Here is a 17,728-nt window from a genome sequence, read left to right as displayed (position 1 = left end):
CGGCCCGTCGCGCCCCGGCCCCGCCCGGCGGCGGATGCGCCGCCGGGCGGGGCCGGGGCGGCAGGGTCGGTGCTAGGGCCTGTCGTCAAACTCCCGCCGTCGCCCGGAGGGCGGCCCCGCGGCGTCAGGTGCGTGCTCTCGGCGTGCCGGGCGCGAGGCCTCGTACGGGACGTACTTGGCCTTGTGCCCGGTGCGGCGAGAGTGCGTGCATGGCGTCGCGGGGCAGGCGGGAGTTCGACGACAGGCCCTAGACCGCCCCGCCGCCCTGCGCGGGCGTGCGCCGGCGCGGCCGTCGCTCGCCGCCGCGTGCGGCGGACGTGGCGGGACCGTCGGCCTTGGCCGCGCCCGCCGAGCCGGAGGACGTACGGCGAGCGGTTCCCCGCCCGCCGGCGGCGGAGGCCCGTCCGCCGGTCTTGGCGCCCCCGGCGGCAGCGGCGCCACCGCGGGCACCCGCACCACCGCGGCCACCCGTGCCGGCGCCGGCCTTCGCTTCACCGCCGTTGCCGGAGCCACGGGTGCCACGGGCGCCTCCGTTGCCACCGGCGCCACGGGTGCCCGCCTCGCCGCGGGCTCCGGCGGCGGCACCGGTGCCGCCGCCCCCGCCGCGGCGTCGCCGCGGCGGACGGGCACCGGCTTCGCCCGCCGGCTTGCGGGCGGGGCGGGAGGCCGCCGGGGCGGCCTGCTGGGGCACCTCGATGGTGACGGCGACGCCGGACGGCTCGCGGGCGCCGGTGAGGGTGGTCAGCTCCGCGTCGCTCGACTTCAGGCGGGTCGTGCGGGGCTGGATGCCCGCGTCCCGCATCAGCTTGGTGACCTCGTGCTTCTCCTCCGGCAGGACCAGCGTGACGACGCTGCCCGAGCCGCCGGCGCGGGCGGTGCGGCCGCCGCGGTGCAGGTAGTCCTTGTGGTCGCCCGGCGGGTCGACGTTCACGACGAGGTCGAGGTCGTCGACGTGGATGCCGCGGGCCGCGACGTTCGTCGCCACCAGCGCCGTGACCTGGCCGTTCTTGAACTGCTCCAGGGTGCGGTTGCGCTGCGGCTGGGTGCGGCCGCCGTGCAGCGCCGCCGCCCGGACGCCGACGGACAGCAGCCGCTTGGCGAGCCGGTCCGCCGACCGCTTGGTGTCGAGGAAGAGGATGACCCGGCCGTCACGGGCCGCGATGCGGGTGGTGACGGCCTTCTTGTCGGTGGCGTCCTGCACGTGGAGCACGTGGTGCTCCATCGTGGTGACCGCCCCGGCCGACGGGTCGACGGAGTGCACCACCGGGTCCGTGAGGAAGCGCTTCACCAGCTGGTCGATGTTGCGGTCCAGGGTGGCGGAGAACAGCATCCGCTGACCGTCGTCCCGCACCTGCTTGATCAGCTTGGTGATCTGCGGCAGGAAGCCCATGTCGGTCATCTGGTCGGCCTCGTCCAGGACCGTGATGCGGACGTCGTCGAGGACGCAGTCGCCGCGCTCGACGAGGTCGTTGAGACGGCCGGGGCTCGCCACGACCACCTCGACGCCGCGCCGCAGCGTGGCCGCCTGCTTGGTGATCGAGAGACCGCCGACGATGGTGGCCATCCGGAGGTTCACGGCGGTCGCGTACGGGGCGAGGGAGTCCGTCACCTGCTGCGCCAGCTCGCGGGTGGGCACCAGGACCAGCGCGAGCGGCGCCCTGGACTCGGCCCGCAGCCCGGCCGTGCGGGCGAGCAGCGCGAGCCCGAAGGCGAGGGTCTTGCCGGAGCCGGTCCGTCCGCGCGCCAGCACGTCACGGCCGGCGAGCGAGTCGGGCAGGGTGGCGCCCTGGATCGGGAAGGGCGTGGTCACGCCCTGCGCGGTGAGGGTCGCGAGCAGTCCCGCCGGCATGTCCAGGGCGGCGAAGTCGTCCACGGCCGGGAGGGCGGGCGTCGCGCTCTCCGGCATGCGGAACTCGCCGACCGAGGCCGAGGAGGCCACCGAGGAAGGAACGGAGAGGGGAACGGAGCCTCGCTTGCTCGACTTCCGGGGCCTGCGGGACATAAAAATTCTGCCTTTCTTCGAACAGCACAAACCGGGGTCCGCACCACGAAGGTGCGAACCCCGGCGGGCGACGGACTGACGTCCGGCGGCGATCAGGCGGGGACGATGTTCTCCGCCTGGGGGCCCTTCTGGCCCTGCGTGACGTCGAACGTGACGCGCTGGCCTTCCTGGAGCTCACGGAAGCCGGAGGCGTTGATGTTCGAGTAGTGGGCGAACACGTCCGGACCGCCACCGTCCTGCTCGATGAAGCCGAAGCCCTTTTCCGCGTTGAACCACTTCACGGTTCCCTGTGCCATGACCTTCTCCTTCTGTAGGCAGAGGCCCCATCCGGAGATGCCGGTAAAACGAATAATGCGCCTGCGGAAAAGCATTCCGGTCAGGCGCACATAGGTTCATGGGTACCACAACTGCAACACGACCACCGTAGCACGATCCGGGCCGCGAGTCAGGGGAGGGGCGCACCGATTCGCCGAACGCCCCTCCCCCGCTTCCCGCCCGGCGGCTCAGGCGGTGACGGCCGCCAGCAGGTTCGCCGCGATCATGAGGACGACCCCGAGCCGGTGCACGGCGAAGCCGGTGCGGCGGGCCCGCATGATGTCGCCGGACCGGAAGCCGAGCAGGTACTGGCGCAGCCGCAGCAGCGAGGCGGGCAGCATCACCAGGACGAACCACCAGGGGGCGACGCCCACGAGGCTCGCGACGGCGATCGTCAGGAACTCGGCGAGGGAGAGCGCGCCGATGAACCGGGCGTTGCCGCGCTCCGAGACCAGGGCCGCGACGGTGGGCCGGCCCACCGCGCGGTCGCCCTCCACGTCGTTGGTGTTCGAGTAGACGCCGAACATCAGCGGGCCGAAACCGAAGAGCACGGCCTGGACCAGCAGGAATCCGGTGGCCTGCCCGGTGACCATGCCGTACGGGAGGATCACCAGGGCGAAGCCGAGGGCGACCAGGTAGAGCTCCTGGAAACCGTGGTAGCTGAGCTTGACCCCGTAGGAGTACTGGAGCGTCACCACCCACAGCACGACCAGCCCGATCGTGGTCCAGGCGGGCCGGTGCGGGGCGAGGAGGGCGGTCGCCCCGAACAGCAGGGCGGCCAGGACGGTACTCCCCCAGGCGAAGCGCAGCGCCTCGGGCACCGTGAGCGTCCCCGCCACGAGCGGCTTGCGCTGGACGTTGCGCAGCGGGTGGTCGGGGCCGTAGTTGGTGATGTCGCTGCCGTCGCGGAAGCCCGTGACGTCGTCGAAGGCGGTCATCGCCATGAGCAGGAGGACCTGCCCGACGAGGAAGACGCCGAAGAGGGCGGCGGTCCGCCCGGTGAGCGCGTCGGCGGGCGGCAGGACGGCGGAGAGGGCGATGAAGGTGCCCAGGTAGTAGTCGTAGACGTCCAGCTTGCCGAGCCGCGCGTAGATCCGGAGCCTGCCGGCGGCGGGGGCGGCGGTCGGCCCGTCGGGGGCGGGCGCGGTGGTCGTCGTGAGCGTGGAGTCTGTCATGTCGCCTCGGAGCGTGGGGTGGAGAGGGGGACACCGGCGGGGCGGCGGCCCTGCACGGAGTAGAGGACGCCGGTCGCGGCGGCGAACCCCGGGTCGCGCATCAGCGCGCCGAGCCGGTCGAGCTCGGCGGGGGTGAAGCCCTCGTCGAGGAGCCGGGGCGCGAGATGGGCGAGGTGGTGGAGCTGGAGGCCGAGCGCGGGGGTGCCGGGGGCGCGCACCAGGACGTGCGGCCGGATGCGCAGGCCGGTGAGGCCCGCCTCGCGCAGGGCGGCGGGGGCGCGGCGGCCCCAGGTGGGGTCCCCGCCGGCCGCGCGCATCAGGCCGGTCTTGGCGGTGGTGAAGCGCTCGTACAGCCGGGCGTCCTCCGGGGAGGGCGCGAGGAGGCACGGTTCGTGCCCGGCGTCGAACTCGTCGACCTGGAGGAGTCCGCCGGGTCGCAGCGCGCGGACCAGCCGGGCGAGGACGGCCCGGCGCTCGGGCAGGTGCTGGAGGACCAGGCGGGCGATGACGAGGTCGTAGGCCGCTTCGGGCAGCGGGTCGGTGACGACGTCGTGGGCGAGGACGGTCAGCCCGGGCGCCGGGGCGATCCGGCCCGGTTTGATGTCGGTGGCGGTGACGGTCCCGCCGGGCGAGACCAGCCGCAGCAGCGCGTGCGCGACGCTGCCGGCGCCGGCGCCGATCTCCAAACAGTCCATGCCGGGCGTCACTCCGGCCTCCCGGAGGTGGCCGAGGGTGAGGGGGTCGAGGGCGCCTTCGAGGGAGGCGTGGTGGCGGGCGCTGTGCGGGCTGTCGTTGTCGAAGACGTAGCCGCCGGGCGCGGCGGGCGGGGGCGCGGTCACGTCAGGTCCAGCGGCCGGTGCCGCAGGTCTCGGCGCTGCCGGTGAGCTGTTCGAGCAGGACGGCGCGGCGGACCTTGCCGGTGGCGGTGCGCGGGACGTCGTCCCAGGCGACGACGGCGGGTTCGGCGAGCGGCGGGAGGCCGTCGGCGGCGTGCTTCCAGTGCGCCGGGTCGAGGGTGCCGTCCTCGGTGACGACGACGGGGAGCGGCGGGGCGCCGCCGGTCCGGGCGAGGACGACGCACTCCAGGGCCTCGGGGAGCCGGTCCTCCAGCATGTCCTCGGTCCGGAGGCAGCTGAAGCCGGGGAGGTGGTCGACCTCGCGGTCGAGGAGCCGGACGCTGCCGTCGCGGGCGATCGTCCCGATGTCGCCGGTGTTCCACCAGGGGCCGTGCGCCTTGGCCGCCCAGCGTTCCGACTCGCCGGGGTAGTCGGGGGCGAGCGCCCTGGTGCGGCAGAGGAGGAGCCCGGGGGTGCCGGCGGGCACCGGGAGGAAGGTGTCCGGGTCGACGGCCTTGAGGCGGGTCTTCAGGGGGACGGGGCGCCCGAGGTCGCGCGCGGTCGTCGGGGTGCCGTCGGCGGCCCGGGCGACGGAGCGGCGGGTGTGGAAGGCGAAGGTCAGCGGCCCGGTCTCGCTCTGTCCCCAGCCCTGCATCCACAGCGGCCGGCGCCGGGTGCTCGCCTGGAGGTAGGAGCGGATGACCGGCGGGTGCACGGCGTCGTAGGTGCTGATGTAGGTGCGGACGTCCCGGAAGGGCTGGTCGAGGCGGCGGGTGAGCGGGCGGAGCCGTACGTAGTGGGAGGGCAGCGCCTCGACGACGGTCGGCGGGTGGGCGCGCAGCAGCAGGTCGGCGGTGTCGGGCCGGCCCTGGGAGTCGATCGAGATGTGCCGGGGGCCGCGGACGGGGGCGACGGCGGTCCAGCAGATGGTGCGGCCGTGGGCGTAGGAGCTGGCGTTGAAGAGGCTGTCGTCGCGGCGCAGGCCGATGCGGGGGGTCGGCAGGGTCTCGAAGCGGGCGAGGTGGTGGATGAGGGTGCGGGTGGTGTGGGCGACGAGTTTCGGTACGCCGGTGGTGCCGCTGGTGTGGACGACGACCAGGGGGGCGTCGTCGTCGCGGGGGTGCGGTCCGGGGTCGGGCCGGCCGCCGAGTTCGTCGATGTGGACGGTGCCGTCGGGGAGCCCGTCGCGGGGGCCGAGGACGACGGTGGTGCGGGCGGTCCCGGCGAGGTCGACGGCGGGGTCGCGGCGCAGGACGTCGGCGTCGGTGACGAGGACGGTGGGGGCGCAGCGGTCCAGGAGGACGCGCAGGACCTCGGGCGCGAGCCGGTCGGAGAGTTTGACGGGGACGGCGCCGGTGCGGACGGCGGCGCAGGCGAGGAGGTCGTAGTCCCAGTGGTTGGCCTTGACGATGGCGACGCGGTCGCCGGGGCCGGCGCCGGCGGCGGCGAGGGCGCCGGCGGTCTCCCGGACGAGCAGGGCGAGTTCCGGGACGGTCCATTCGGTGGCGCCGGCGCCGGTGGGCGAGGGGGCCAGGTCGAAGGGGCGGTCGAGGTGGACGCGGGTGGCGGTGCCGGATTCGGCGAGTTCGTCGAAGAGGGTGCCCAGGTCGTGGGGGGTCATGCGGCGGTCTCCTGGGGGGCGGTACGGCCCCGGTGGGGGGCGAGGTGGGCGAGGACGCGGGCCGCGGCGAGGGCTCCGGAGCGGGCGGCGCCCTCGCTGGAGGGCCGGGCGGCGACCCAGTCGCCGGCGTACTCGACGGCGCGGGCCGGGCGGCGCAGGAAGGCGGCGCGGACGGCGAGGGCGCGGGGGGTGAGCTCGGGCATGGCCTCGGGCCAGTGGTGGACGTGGGTGGCGGTGAGGGCGGCGCCGAGGCCGGGGACGTACCGTTCGGCGGCGGCGGTGAGCCGGCGGGCGGCTTCCTCCTCGGTACCGGCGGCGAGTTCGGGGAGGTGCCGCGGCGAGGCGAGCAGGCTGATCAGGCCGGCACCGGCGGGGGCCCGGTCGGCGCACTTGAGGTGGTCGGCGATGACGCAGGAGAGCAGGGGTTCCTCGACGGCGGGGGTGAGCAGGGCGTAGCCGCCGCCGCGGGGGGCGAGGCGCCGGTCGAGGGCGCAGCTGACCTTGAACATGGGCCGGAAGGTGGAGGCGGCGACGTAGCCGGCGTCGGCCGGGTGGGGGCCTCCGGTGAGCTTCAGGGCGACCGGGGCGGGCACGGCGAGGACGACGGCGCGGGCGGTGAGGGTGGTGCCGTCGACGGTGAGCCGGGCGTGGTCGCCGTGGTCGGTGACCTCGTCGACCCGTCGGCCGTACCGGGTGTCGAGTCCGGCGGCGAGGCGGGTGGCGAGGAGGTCCATGCCGCCCCGGTAGGTGCGCCAGGCGGAGACGGGTCCGACGGCGAGGAGCAGGCCGACGAGGGGTGCGGCGGCGCTGCGTCCGGCGTCCCAGCCGAAGAAGGCGGAGGAGAGCGGTTGGAGCAGGTGGTCGTGGAGGTCGGGGTGGTAGGCGCGGGCGGCGTCGGCGACGGTGTCGGAGCCGAGCGGGGTGGTCTCGGGGTGGTCGTGGTCGATCTCGGCGCGGCGGCGTCCGCTCCAGGCGAGGAAGCGGGCCAGGGAGGGGCGGGCGGCGGGCACGAGTCCGGCGCCGGTGAGGACGGCCCGGGGTTCGCCGACGCCGTTGTGGGGTCGGCCGCCGCGCCACACGGCCATGGGGCGGCCGATCCGGGGCACGTCGTGGGGGGTGAGTCCGGCGCGGCGGATCAGCTGCCAGGTGGCGCGGTAGCCCTGGGCGGAGATCTGTTCGGCCCCGGTGTCGATGGTGTAGCCGTCGCGGCGGACGCTGCGCATCCGGCCGCCGGGGGCGTCGGCGGCCTCGAAGACGCACACCTCGTGGCCGTTGCGGCGCAGTTCGTGGGCGGCGGCGAGTCCGGCGAGGCCGGAGCCGATGACGGCGATGTCGAGGTCAGGGGTCATGCGGGGGTACTCCGTGCGGGGCGGGGGCGGGGGGCGCGGCCCGCCCGGGGCGGTGCGGTCACCGGCGGGTGCGCAGGACGTGGCCGCGGACGGCGTCGGTGACGCGTTCGACCTGGCTGTCGGTGAGCCGGTGGTGGACGGGCAGGGAGAGGTGGCGGCGGGCGGCGTCGCGGGCGTGCGGCAGGCCGGGGCCGGGGCGTGCGGCGGCGACGGGGGCGAAGGCGGTCTGCTCGGGGAGGGTCCTCGGGTAGTAGACGTGGGTGTCGACGCCCGCGGCGGAGAGGTGGTCGCGCAGGGCGTCCCGGTCGTCGGCGAGCAGGGTGTAGACGTAGTAGCAGCGGCCGTCGGTGCCGGGCGGCGGGGTGGTGATGCCGGGCAGTCCGGCGAGGTGTTCGGTGTAGTGGGCGGCGATGCGGGCGCGTCGCTCCAGGCGGGCGTCGAGGCCGGCGAGCCGGTGGAGCTGGAAGGCGGCCTGGATCTCGTCGAAGCGGCTGTTGACGCCGATCCGGTGGTGGAGGAAGCGGTGGACGCCGTCCTGGCCGTGGTTGCGGAGCATGCGGACGGTGCGGCCGGTCTCCTCGTCGCGGGTGACGACGGCGCCGCCTTCGCCGGGCATGCCGAAGGACTTGACCTGGACGAAGGAGTAGAGCCCGGCGTCGCCCCACAGTCCGGCGGGGGTGCCGTCGAGGACGGCGCCCTGGGCGACGGCGGAGTCCTCGACGAGCCGCAGGCCGTGCTCGGCGGCGAGGGCGGTGAAGCGGGGCATGTCGGCCATGACGGAGAACATGTGGGCCGGCATCAGGGCCTTGGTGCGTCCGGTGACGCGGGTCTCGGCGTCGGCCGGGTCGAGGGTGAGGGTGAGGGGGTCGATGTCGCCGAAGACGGGGACGGCGCCGGTGTGGAGGACGGCGGCGGCGAGCGGGGCGCAGCCGAAGGCGGGGACGATCACCTCGTCGCCGTCGCCGATGCCGAGCGCGGTGAGGATCAGTTGGAGGGCGGAGGTGCCGCTGGAGCAGGCGACGACGTCGGCGGCGCCGAGCCGGGCGCGCAGGGCGTCCTCGAAGGCGCGGGTGCGGTCGCCGAGGATGAACTTCTGGTCGGCTCCGGTACCGATCTCGTACAGGAGCCGCAGCAGGGTGTCGCGGTCCTCGTGGAAGAGGTCGGGCGGGAAGAAGGGGACGCGGTCGCCGGGGGCGGCGGTCGGCTCGGCGGGCCGGTCGCTGGTGGTGGTCATGCGGGCACCTTCCCGGTGTGGAACGCGTGGACGGCCGCGCAGACCCGGTCGACCTCGGCCTCGGTGAGATCGGCGTGGAGGGGCAGGGCGACGGCGGCGCGGGCGGCGGCCTCGGCGGCGGGGAAGTCGCCGGGGCGGTGGCCGAGTCCGGCGAAGCAGGGCTGGAGGTGGAGCGGGCGCGGGTAGTACGTCTCGGTGCCGATGCCCTGGTCCTGGAGGTGGTCGACGAGCGCGTCGCGCCGTTCGGTCTCGATCAGGTAGACGTAGAAGACCTCGTCGGGGGCGCCGGTGACGGCGGGCAGCCGGGTGACGCCGGGCGTGTCGCGCAGGCCCTCGTCGTAGCGCCGGGCCAGGGCGGCGCGGTGGCGGATGTCCTCGTCGAGGACGGTGAGCTTGGCGAGCAGGACGGCGGCCTGGAGGTCGTCCATCTTGCTGTTGTGGCCGATGTGCACGGTCTCGTTGGAGATGCCGGGGAAGTGGGCGAGGGTGCGCCCGGTGCGGCCGTGGTGGCGGAGGGCTGCCACGTGCTCGGCGAGGTCCGGGTCGTCGGTGAGGACGGCGCCGGCGTCGCCGAGCGCGCCGAGGGTCTTGCTGGGGAAGAAGGAGAGCACGCCGCCGCGGCCGTGCAGCCCGGCGTGGACGCCGTGCTGCCGCATGCCGATGCCTTCGGCGCTGTCCTCCAGGAGCGTGAGGCCCCGGTCGGCGGCGTAGGCGGAGAGCGCGGCCATGTCGGCCATCCGGGAGAAGAGGTGGACGGGCATCAGGAACCGGGCGCCGTCCGCGTCCTCGTCCCGGATCGTGTGGGGGCTCATGGCGTACGTGTCCGGTTCGACGTCCGTGAAGACGGGCCGGCCGCCGGCCAGGACGACGGCGCTGGCGGTGGCGACGAAGGAGTACGTGGGGACGAGGACCCGGTCCCCCGGGCGCAGCCCGCAGGCGCGGAGCAGGAGCACCAGGGCGTCGGTGCCGCTGTTCACGCCGATGACGTGGCGGGCGCCGGTGTACCGCGCGAGGGCGTCTTCCAGGCGGCCGACCTGGCGGGAATGCGAGAACTTGCCGTCGGCGAAAATCTCGTCCACTCCGGCCCGCAGTTCCGGCCAGATCTTTTCGAACGTCTTCGCCTGGGAGAAAAAGGGAATGCTGGATCGCGTCACGCGGAAACAATTCTTCTCGGCCGACGGGACGCCGGCGTCAACTGGGGCCGGGGAGAAGGCCCGAGAGGGATGAGGGGCCGGTCACTGCCTGCCCTGGAAGCCTGCCGGGCGAGCGTAACAGCGCGAAGATCGGCGTCACGAATCCTCAAAGGAAATTCATACTTCTCGGTGATCATGTCACCGATTTCCTTGACCGGTGTCGCGCACGGCGGCGAGATTCTTCGCTGCGTCCCGCCCGAATCACCGAATGGAACAACCGTATGAGGCAGCCCCTGATCATCGGACTGGGCCGGGCCGGCGCCGGGCTGCACCTGCGGGCCCTGCGCACCGCCCTGGACCGCTCGCCCGGCCTGTGGCACGGGCCGGTGGTCGCCGTCGATCCCCGGCCCGGCGAGCGGGCCCCGGTCCCGGACGGGGTCACCGTGACGGCCACGCTCGGCGAGGCCCGCGCCCTGCTGCCCCCGGAGCGGGCCGTGGTCCACGTCTGCACCCCGCCCGCCACCCGGGTCGCCGTCCTCGCCGAGCTGGCCGCCGCCGGCTACCGCGACCTCGTCGTGGAGAAGCCGCTCGCCGCCGACGCGGACCGACTGGACGCCGTCACCGAGCTGGTGGACCGGTACGCCCTGCGGGTCGCGGTGGTGGCCCACTGGCCCGCCTCCGCTCTCGCCGACCGGCTGCGCGCCCCCCTCGCCTCGGGGGAGCGGGGGCGGCTGCTGCGCATCGACGTCATCCAGCACAAGCCGCGCTTCACCCGCGGGCTGCGCCCCGACGACGGCCACCCCACCGCCTTCGACGTGGAGTTGCCGCACTCCCTGGGTCTGGTCCTGTCGCTCGCGGGCCCCGCCGAGGCGACCGACGCCCGGCTGACCGACCTGCGGATCGGGGAGACGGTACGCCCCGGCCTGGGCGGCGCCGTGCTCGACCTGCTCCACGCGAACGGGGTGCGCACCCGCATCCACTCCGACCTCACCGCCCCGGTGCGCGAGCGGCGGGTCGCCCTCACCTTCGAACGCGGCGCCCTGGTGGGCCACTTCGCGCCGAGCGACGCCGACGACCACGTCCAACTGGACGTCGACGGGCGCCGCGAGGTGTTCCGCGACGACGCCCTGACCGCCTTCCTGCACCGGACCTACACCCGCTTCGCCACCGTCCCCGCCGAGGAACCCTCCTGGGGCGCCGACTTCGCCCTGCACGCCGACGTGGTCCGCATCCTCGACGCGGCCAAGCGGCTCTGCGCGGCGGACGCGGCCGGCGGGCGCGACGAGGAGGTCCGCCGTGCCGTGGCCCGTTGACCTGACCGGCCGGATCACCGGCATCGGCGACGAGGCCGCCCCGGGACTCGACGACCAGATCGCCGTCGCGCGGGAGTTGGGCTGGTCGTCCCTGGAGCTCCGCAGCCTCGACGGCACCGCCCTCGCCGACCTTCCGGCGCGGGCCGTACGGGAGGCCGCGGCGCGGCTGCACGCGGCGGGGCTCGGCGTCGTCTGCCTCGACTCCCGGATCGGCAACTGGGCCCGCCCGGTGACCGGCCCCTTCTCCGCCGACCTGGACGAGCTGGACCGGCTCGCCGAGCACGGCAGGGTGCTGGGCTGCCGCAGCCTGCGCGTCATGTCGTGGACCGACGGCGGGCTGCCCGAGGAGGAGTGGGCGGCCGCGGCGATCGACCGGATGCGGCGGCTCGCCCGCCGGGCCGAGCGGCTCGGCGTCGAACTGCTCCACGAGAACTGCGCCGGCTGGGCCGGCTCCGACGCCGACCGGACGCTGCGGCTCCTCGCCGAGGTGGACAGCCCGGCACTGCGCGTCCTCTTCGACATCGGCAACGGCGTCCCGTACGGCTACGACGGCCTCGCCCTCCTGGAACGGCTGCTGCCGCACGTCGCCCACGTCCACGTCAAGGACGCGCTGCCCGGCGACCGCCCCGGCGAGGCCGTGTACACGCTGCCCGGCGAGGGCGTCGCCCGGGTCGCCGACTGCGTACGGCTCCTGGAGGAGCACGGCTACCGGGGCGCGTACTCGCTCGAACCCCATCTCGCGGTGGTCCCGCACGAGGGCGTCCGCGGCGGGGGCACCGACACGGCCGACCCCTTCGTGCGGGCCGCCCGGCGTCTGGCCGACCTCCCGGTCCCCGCCCCCGCGGTCCCCTCCCCCAGCCCGGCCCCCGACCGGCCCCGCACTCCCGCCGGTGTCGACACGGGCCTGCTGCTCCACCTCCTCCACACGCCCACCGCCGGCCCCCTGGAGACCGGCCCCGACGCGCCGCACCACCTGACGGCAGCCCTGCGCGCCTACGCCACCGCGGCGGCCCGGCACGGCCTCACGACGGTGCGCCTCGGCCCCCCGTCCGCCGAGGCGGTGCTGCGCGACGACACCCCCCGGCCGGTGCGCCGGGCGGTCGCCGCCGACCCCTCGTTCCTGGCCGGCCAGCCGAGCCTCCTGCTGCGCCTCGGCCCCGAACTTCCGCGCGAGCGCACGGTGATGTTCAACGTGCACCTGGACACGGTCGCCGGCGGCGGCCCGCCGGCCTTCGACGGAGCCCGGTTCCACGGCCGGGGCGCCGTCGACGCGAAGGGCCCCGCGGTCGCGCTGCTCGCCGGGATCGCGGAGGCCGCCGCGCGCCGTCCCGCGATCGGGCGGGACGTCGCGGTCCTCGTCCAGGCCGTGGCCGGCGAGGAGGGCGGGGCGCTCGGCACCTTCGGCACCCGGCCGCTCGTGGAGGCGGGCCACGTCGGCCGGCTCAACGTGTTCTGCGAGCCGACCGGGCTGCGCCACCTGCCGCGCGCCACCGCCGCCGCCACCGCCCGCGTCACGGTCGAGGGCGAGGACGCCGTCGACGACCGGCCCGGCGCCGGCCACAACGCCACCGTCCTCCTCGGCTTCCTCGCGCAGCACCTCGCCGCCGCCCTCGGCCGGGCACCCGTCGGCGGGCCGCCGCCCACGGTCTGCGTGGCGGGGCTGCACACCGGCACCCTGCACAACAAGGTGCACGGCACCGGCGGTCTGCTGCTGAACCTCCCCTACGCCACCGCCGAGGCGGGCGCGGCCGCCGAGCGGGCGCTCGCCCGCGCCCTCGACGAGGGGCTCCGGGAGTTCACCGCCCGCTTCTCCGGCCTGCCCCTGTTCGCCCGCACGGCGGCCGACGCGGCCCGCATCACCCGCCTCGACTGGGAGAAGCGCGGCCTGCCCGCGCTCGGCCCCCAACCCGCCTGGGGCGAGGAGCTGATGGCCCGCGCGGGCATCCCCCGGTGGCCCGACGACGAGCCCGCCTTCACCTGCGACGCGATCTGGCTGGACGGCACGGAGACCACCTTCACCACGGTGTTCGGCCCGGGCTCCCTGGACGCCAACGGGGCCCACGCCCCGGGCGAGTTCGTCGACCTCGCCGATCTGGAGGCCTTCGCGGACCGCGTCGCCGCACTGCTGACGGCCTTCGCCGACGACCTCCGGTCCGGCGCGGAACACCGCGCCCTGCCGGTACCTACCGAGAAAGCAGGAACCGCATGACGTCCACGCTGCCCGACGGCGCCGTCCCCCGGAGCACCGGTCCGGCACCCGGAGAGGGCCGGGAGGTGACGGTCGCGTACGAGACGCTGCTCGACGAGACCGCCGCCCGCTTCGTCCGGCTCGGACTCCCCGAGGGCCGGGCCCGGCTGGCCGCCGAGGCGCTCTGCTACGGCGACCTGACCGGCATGGACTCGCACGGTGTCTTCAACCTCGCCCGCCTCTACGAGCCGCTGCTGCGCTCCGGCCGCGCCGACCCCCGCGCCGAACCGCTGATCCTGCGCGACCTCGGCCCCTGTGTGGCCGTCGACCACCGGCGGGCGCTCGGCCTGTGGGCGGCGTCGGAGGCGATGGACCTCGCCGTGGAGCGCGCCGCCCGCTGCGGCATCGGCCTCGTGTCGGTGCGCGGCGCCACCCACTTCGGCTGCGCGGGCGTGCACGCCAAGCGGGCCGCGGACCGGGGCATGATCGGCGTCGTCGCCTCGAACTGCGGCGGCCAGCGCATCGCCCGCCCGCCGCTCGGCGCCGCCGCCCTCCTGGGGACCAACCCGCTGAGCGTGGCGGCCCCCGCCCTCGAAGACCGCCCGTTCGTCCTGGACATGAGCACCACCGTCGTCCCCACCGGCCGCGTCCGCACGGCCGCCCGCGACGGCCGCGAGGTCCCCGAGGGCTGGCTCACCGACGACGCCGGACGGCCGGTGCGGGACGCGTCCGCCTACGACCGGGGCGAGGCCTGGCTGGGCTGGCTCGGCGGCACCCCCGCGACCGGTGCCTTCAAGGGCTTCGGCCTCGGCCTCGCCGTGGAACTCCTCGCCGCCGTGCTGCCCGGCGCGGCCAGCGGCCCCTCCCCCGCCGCCCTGGAGGGTGACGGCAGGCCGGGCGGCACCGACGACGACATCGGCTTCCTCGTCCTCGCCGTCGCGCCCCACGTGCTCCGCGACGGCTTCGACGACGACGCCCGCGCGATGTTCGGCACGATCCTCGACTGCCCGCCGCTGCCCGGCCGGGGACCGGTCCGCTACCCCGGTCACCCGGAGGCCGAACGGGCCGAGCGGCGGCGCGCCTCGGGCGTCCCGCTCTCCGCCGCGCTCCACGCCGAACTGACCGCCCTCGGCCTCCGCCTCCCGCTCACCCCGGAGGAGAACCGATGACGGCCGCCACCGGGCGCCCCCTGCGCCTGGGAATCGCCGGGCTCGGGGTGATCTCCCGCTTCTACGTGGCCGCCGCCGAGCGGATGCCCGAGTGGGAGCTCGCCGCGGTCTGCGACCTGCGCGAGGAGGCCCTGGCGCCGTTCCGGGGCCGAGTCGCCTGCCACACCGACCACCGGGAGCTGCTCGCCGCCGGCCCGCTGGACGCCCTGGTCGTCGCCGTGCCGAACCACGCGCACGCCGAGGTGTGCGCGGACGCGCTCCGGGCCGGCGTCCCGGTCTGCGTGGAGAAGCCGCTCGCCCTCGACCCGGCGGACGGCCACCGTCTGGCCGCGCTCTCGAAGGAGTACGGCGTCCCGCTGCTCACCGCCTTCCACCGCCGCCACAACGACCGGGTCCTCGCCCTGCGCGACCGGCTGCCCGCGCCGGACGCGCCGGTGCGGGTGGAGTCCGTACGGGTGCGGTACCTGGAGCGGATCGAGGAGCACATCGGCACCGACACCTGGTACCTGGACCCGGCCCGCTGCGGCGGCGGCTGCGTCGCGGACAACGGCCCCAACGCCTTCGACCTCGTCCGCCTGCTGCTGGGCGAGGCCCCGCTGGAGGTCGTCGCGGCGAAGGTGGGCCGGGACGGTGCCGGCACCGACCGGCAGGCCGTGGTCGAGCTGGCCGGTCCGGGCGGCCGCGGTGTGGTGGAGCTGGACTGGTCGTACCCCGGGGAGGTCAAGGACGTGGTGGTGCGGCTGAGCGACGGCACCGAGCTCTCCGCGGACATGCTGGGCGGCCGGCCGGGCTTCAAGGAGTCCCTGTGGCACGAGTACGAGGGCGTGCTGAGGGAGGTCGCGGGGCTCCGCGCCCTGCCCGACCCGTCCCGGGCCGTCGAGGGCGGGCTGGCCGCGCTGGGCCTGGTCGCCGACGTCTACGCGAGGGAGGCGGCCCCGTGACCGCGACCCCGGTGGTGCCGGCCGCCTCCCTGGACGCCGGCCGGCACGAGAACGGCGCCAAGCGCGCGGTGCGCGGGACGCTGGTGAAGGTGCTGCTGCACGAGCGCACGGACCGGGGCATGACTCTGGAGCCGTTCGCGGCCCGCTGCGTCCGCCGGGGCGAGGTCCACGAGCTGTTGACGACCGACCGGTGGACCGACGTGCCGGGCGCGCGGGTGGACCGGGTCGGCTTCCTCGGCTTCGTGGAGCTGGAGGCCGGCGGGGTCGTCGACCGGGGCGACACGGTGCTGATCGGCGGGGAGCCGGTGGGCACGGTGCTCGGTTTCGACGGCTGCCACCTGCCCAACCACTACAACATCGTGATCCTCTCGCCCCGGCTGCTCACCGGCCGGTCGCTGGCCCTCGAACCCGAGACGACCGTGGTCTTCGCCCCGGCCGGCTGAGCCGGGTGCGGCGCGCACAGGAGAACGGCCGGCCGGCACCCCCCGAGAGGGTGCCGGCCGGCCGCCGTCGGCGCGGGGAGGCTCAGCCGAGCAGCTCGACGTCGAGCTCACCGGTGTGGAACTTGCGCACCGCGTCGAGCAGCTCGGTCTCGGAGAGCGAGCCGTCCTTGTCGGCGTCGATCTGCTGGAAGGCGGCACGGCCCTCCCGCTCGTCCAGGCCGATGGCGCCGAGCCAGGCGGCGAACTCGGACTCGTCGATGACGCCGTCCTCGTTCTTGTCGGCGAGGGCGACGATGCCCTTGGTGACCGGGCCGAGGACCGGGTTGAAGGTGGCGGCGCCACCCTCGACGACCTCACCGGCGGCCTGGAGGAACTGCGCGCGGTTGATCTGACCCTGCGCGGAGACGCCCGCCTTGTCGGCGAGCAGTTCGAACATCGCGGTGAAGCCGTCGCGGAGCTGCTTGCCCTTCGCCGACTCGGGGGTCTCGCCGAAGGCGCGGGCGATGTTGGCGGCCTCGGTGACGAAGTCCGAGGGCTCCAGCACGCCGTCGCCGTTCACGTCCCACTTCTCGAAACGCTTGGCCAGACGCTCCTGGGCGATGGTCATGAGATTTTCTCCTTAGATCTTTCCGTGGTGCCGTTCGGACGGGCGTCCGGACGGCCTTTCCTCGGTCCCGCCCTGCGCGCCGGGGCCGGACCGGAGGTCTGTGGGGTGCGGGGCAGCGTCAGAGCCGCACCACGCGTCTGCCCTCCGCCGTCCCCCGGGTGTCCAGGACCGGGCAGTCCGCGCCGTCCCAGTCGGCGGACCGGTACGCGGCGTGCTCCTGGAGCAGCACCACCAGGTCGCTGTCGGCGAGGGCCTGTGCGCACGAGCGCCGGCGGGGGACGGGAACGCCGTCCACCTCGAAGCGTTCGACGTACGGGTCGTGGTAGGAGAGCCGGACGCCGAGCGCGCCGAGGGCCCGGGCGACGGGGTACGCGGGTGACTCCCGGGTGTCGGAGATGTCGGCCTTGTAGGCGACGCCGAGCAGCGTCACCCTCGCCCCGGCGGGGTCCTTCCCCGCGGCGACGAGCAGGTCGCGGGCCCGGTCCGCGACGTGTCCGGGCATGGCGTCGAGGACGGCGCGGGCGGCGCCCAGGGTGTGGAAGGTGAAGCCCTGTTCGGCGGCGTGGCTCATCAGGTAGCGGGGGTCGACGGGGATGCAGTGGCCGCCGACGCCCGGGCCCGGCCGGAAGGCCGAGTAGCCGAAGGGCTTGGTGTCGGCGCAGCGCAGCACGTCCCAGATGTCGATGCCGACCCGGTCGCAGTAGAGGGCCACCTCGTCGACCAGCGCGATGTTGACGTACCGGTAGGCGTTCTCGAGGAGTTTGGCCATCTCCGCCTCGCGCGTCCCGGCGGCGACGACGACCTCGTCGACGAGCCGCTCGTAGAAGGCGGTCGCGTGCTTGGCGCAGAGCTCGGTGCAGCCGCTGACGACCTTGGGGGTGCTGCGCAGGCTGTAGCGGCGGTTGCCGGGGTCGATGCGCTCGGGCGAGTACGCGAGGTGGAAGTCCCCGCCCACGCGCAGCCCGTGCGCTTCGAGGAGGGGCCGGACGATCTCCTCCGTGGTGCCCGGGTGGCTGGTGGACTCGACGCAGACGAGCACGCCGGGTTCCAGGTGGCGGGCGACCGTGCGAACGGCCGTCGTCAGGGGTAACAGGTCGGGCTCTCCGGCCGGGGTGAGGCCGGTGGGCACGCAGATGACGACGGTGTGGGCGCCGGCGAGGACCGAGGGGTCGGTGGAGGCCCGGAAGCCGGCGGCGCGCATCGCCGCGACGTCCTCGTCCGGGATGTCCTCGATGTGCGAGCGCCCCCGGCCGAGTCCCTCCACCACCTCGGTGTCGACGTCGAAGCCGACGGTCGCGAGTCCTGCTTCGCAGGCCCGGCGGGCCAGCGGAAGACCGACGTAGCCGAGACCGACCACGGCGACTTCTGTGAACATGCGTCCCCCCGTGATTCACTTCCCGCA

The 17,728-nt window shown here is 75.3% G+C and carries 15 protein-coding genes; 5 read left to right on the top strand and 10 right to left on the bottom strand.

What is annotated here, in order from left to right; all coding sequences use genetic code 11:
- Positions 1-247 precede the first annotated feature (247 nt).
- The 8 genes from ACFZCF_RS31115 to ACFZCF_RS31080 form a co-directional block, all read right to left on the bottom strand.
- Complete coding sequence (locus tag ACFZCF_RS31115; protein ID WP_391290421.1) at positions 248-2,002, bottom strand: DEAD/DEAH box helicase; 1,755 nt, start codon at positions 2,000-2,002, stop codon at positions 248-250.
- A 92-nt stretch (positions 2,003-2,094) separates the two neighbouring features.
- Positions 2,095-2,298, bottom strand: coding sequence for a cold-shock protein (locus tag ACFZCF_RS31110; protein WP_169093332.1), 204 nt, complete (start codon positions 2,296-2,298; stop codon positions 2,095-2,097).
- 207 nt (positions 2,299-2,505) lie between these two features.
- On the bottom strand, positions 2,506-3,492 hold the full coding sequence (locus ACFZCF_RS31105; protein WP_391290419.1) for a UbiA family prenyltransferase: 987 nt from the start codon (positions 3,490-3,492) through the stop codon (positions 2,506-2,508).
- Complete coding sequence (locus ACFZCF_RS31100) at positions 3,489-4,331, bottom strand: methyltransferase (RefSeq protein ID WP_391290418.1); 843 nt, start codon at positions 4,329-4,331, stop codon at positions 3,489-3,491. The genes ACFZCF_RS31105 and ACFZCF_RS31100 overlap by 4 nt, the downstream gene beginning before the upstream one ends.
- A gap of 1 nt (position 4,332) precedes the next feature.
- Entirely contained in the window at positions 4,333-5,949 is a 1,617-nt protein-coding gene (locus ACFZCF_RS31095; protein ID WP_388449737.1) for an AMP-binding protein, read from the bottom strand.
- Positions 5,946-7,298, bottom strand: a complete 1,353-nt coding sequence (locus tag ACFZCF_RS31090) for a protoporphyrinogen/coproporphyrinogen oxidase (RefSeq protein WP_388449738.1) — start codon at positions 7,296-7,298, stop codon at positions 5,946-5,948. Before ACFZCF_RS31090 ends, ACFZCF_RS31095 begins: the two co-directional genes overlap by 4 nt.
- 58 nt (positions 7,299-7,356) lie before the next feature.
- The gene (locus ACFZCF_RS31085) at positions 7,357-8,532 is read right to left on the bottom strand and encodes a DegT/DnrJ/EryC1/StrS family aminotransferase (RefSeq protein ID WP_388449739.1); all 1,176 of its coding nucleotides are present in this window, start codon (positions 8,530-8,532) and stop codon (positions 7,357-7,359) included.
- Positions 8,529-9,611, bottom strand: coding sequence for an aminotransferase class I/II-fold pyridoxal phosphate-dependent enzyme (locus tag ACFZCF_RS31080; RefSeq protein ID WP_391290415.1), 1,083 nt, complete (start codon positions 9,609-9,611; stop codon positions 8,529-8,531). Before ACFZCF_RS31080 ends, ACFZCF_RS31085 begins: the two co-directional genes overlap by 4 nt.
- Before the next feature lie 335 nt (positions 9,612-9,946).
- Here ACFZCF_RS31080 and ACFZCF_RS31075 point away from each other — a divergent pair, with 335 nt between their 5' ends.
- From ACFZCF_RS31075 to ACFZCF_RS31055, 5 genes are read left to right on the top strand one after another with little or no spacing between them, the layout of a single operon-like run.
- Entirely contained in the window at positions 9,947-10,978 is a 1,032-nt protein-coding gene (locus ACFZCF_RS31075) for a Gfo/Idh/MocA family oxidoreductase (RefSeq protein WP_391290413.1), read from the top strand.
- Positions 10,962-13,187 carry a M20/M25/M40 family metallo-hydrolase gene (locus ACFZCF_RS31070; protein ID WP_391290411.1) on the top strand — a complete coding sequence of 742 codons (2,226 nt, stop codon included), beginning with the start codon at positions 10,962-10,964 and terminating at the stop codon, positions 13,185-13,187. Before ACFZCF_RS31075 ends, ACFZCF_RS31070 begins: the two co-directional genes overlap by 17 nt.
- Positions 13,184-14,335, top strand: a complete 1,152-nt coding sequence (locus ACFZCF_RS31065) for an Ldh family oxidoreductase (RefSeq protein WP_391290409.1) — start codon at positions 13,184-13,186, stop codon at positions 14,333-14,335. Before ACFZCF_RS31070 ends, ACFZCF_RS31065 begins: the two co-directional genes overlap by 4 nt.
- The gene (locus ACFZCF_RS31060) at positions 14,332-15,276 is read left to right on the top strand and encodes a Gfo/Idh/MocA family oxidoreductase (RefSeq protein WP_391290407.1); all 945 of its coding nucleotides are present in this window, start codon (positions 14,332-14,334) and stop codon (positions 15,274-15,276) included. Before ACFZCF_RS31065 ends, ACFZCF_RS31060 begins: the two co-directional genes overlap by 4 nt.
- A complete protein-coding gene (locus ACFZCF_RS31055) occupies positions 15,273-15,719 on the top strand; it encodes a DUF6917 domain-containing protein (RefSeq protein WP_388449745.1) in 447 nt (148 codons plus the stop codon). The genes ACFZCF_RS31060 and ACFZCF_RS31055 overlap by 4 nt, the downstream gene beginning before the upstream one ends.
- Before the next feature lie 82 nt (positions 15,720-15,801).
- Here ACFZCF_RS31055 and ACFZCF_RS31050 read toward each other — a convergent pair whose 3' ends face one another.
- Together ACFZCF_RS31050 and ACFZCF_RS31045 are read right to left on the bottom strand one after the other, a co-directional pair.
- Entirely contained in the window at positions 15,802-16,326 is a 525-nt protein-coding gene (locus tag ACFZCF_RS31050; protein ID WP_388449746.1) for an EF-hand domain-containing protein, read from the bottom strand.
- A 118-nt stretch (positions 16,327-16,444) separates the two neighbouring features.
- Positions 16,445-17,701 carry a nucleotide sugar dehydrogenase gene (locus tag ACFZCF_RS31045; RefSeq protein WP_388449747.1) on the bottom strand — a complete coding sequence of 419 codons (1,257 nt, stop codon included), beginning with the start codon at positions 17,699-17,701 and terminating at the stop codon, positions 16,445-16,447.
- Positions 17,702-17,728: the final 27 nt, after the last annotated feature.

This window comes from Streptomyces sp. NPDC007945 (assembly GCF_042958885.1).
Lineage (GTDB): Bacteria > Actinomycetota > Actinomycetes > Streptomycetales > Streptomycetaceae > Streptomyces.
The sequence above is the reverse complement of the archived record's forward strand: the minus strand, read 5'-3'. Positions and strand labels throughout refer to the sequence as shown.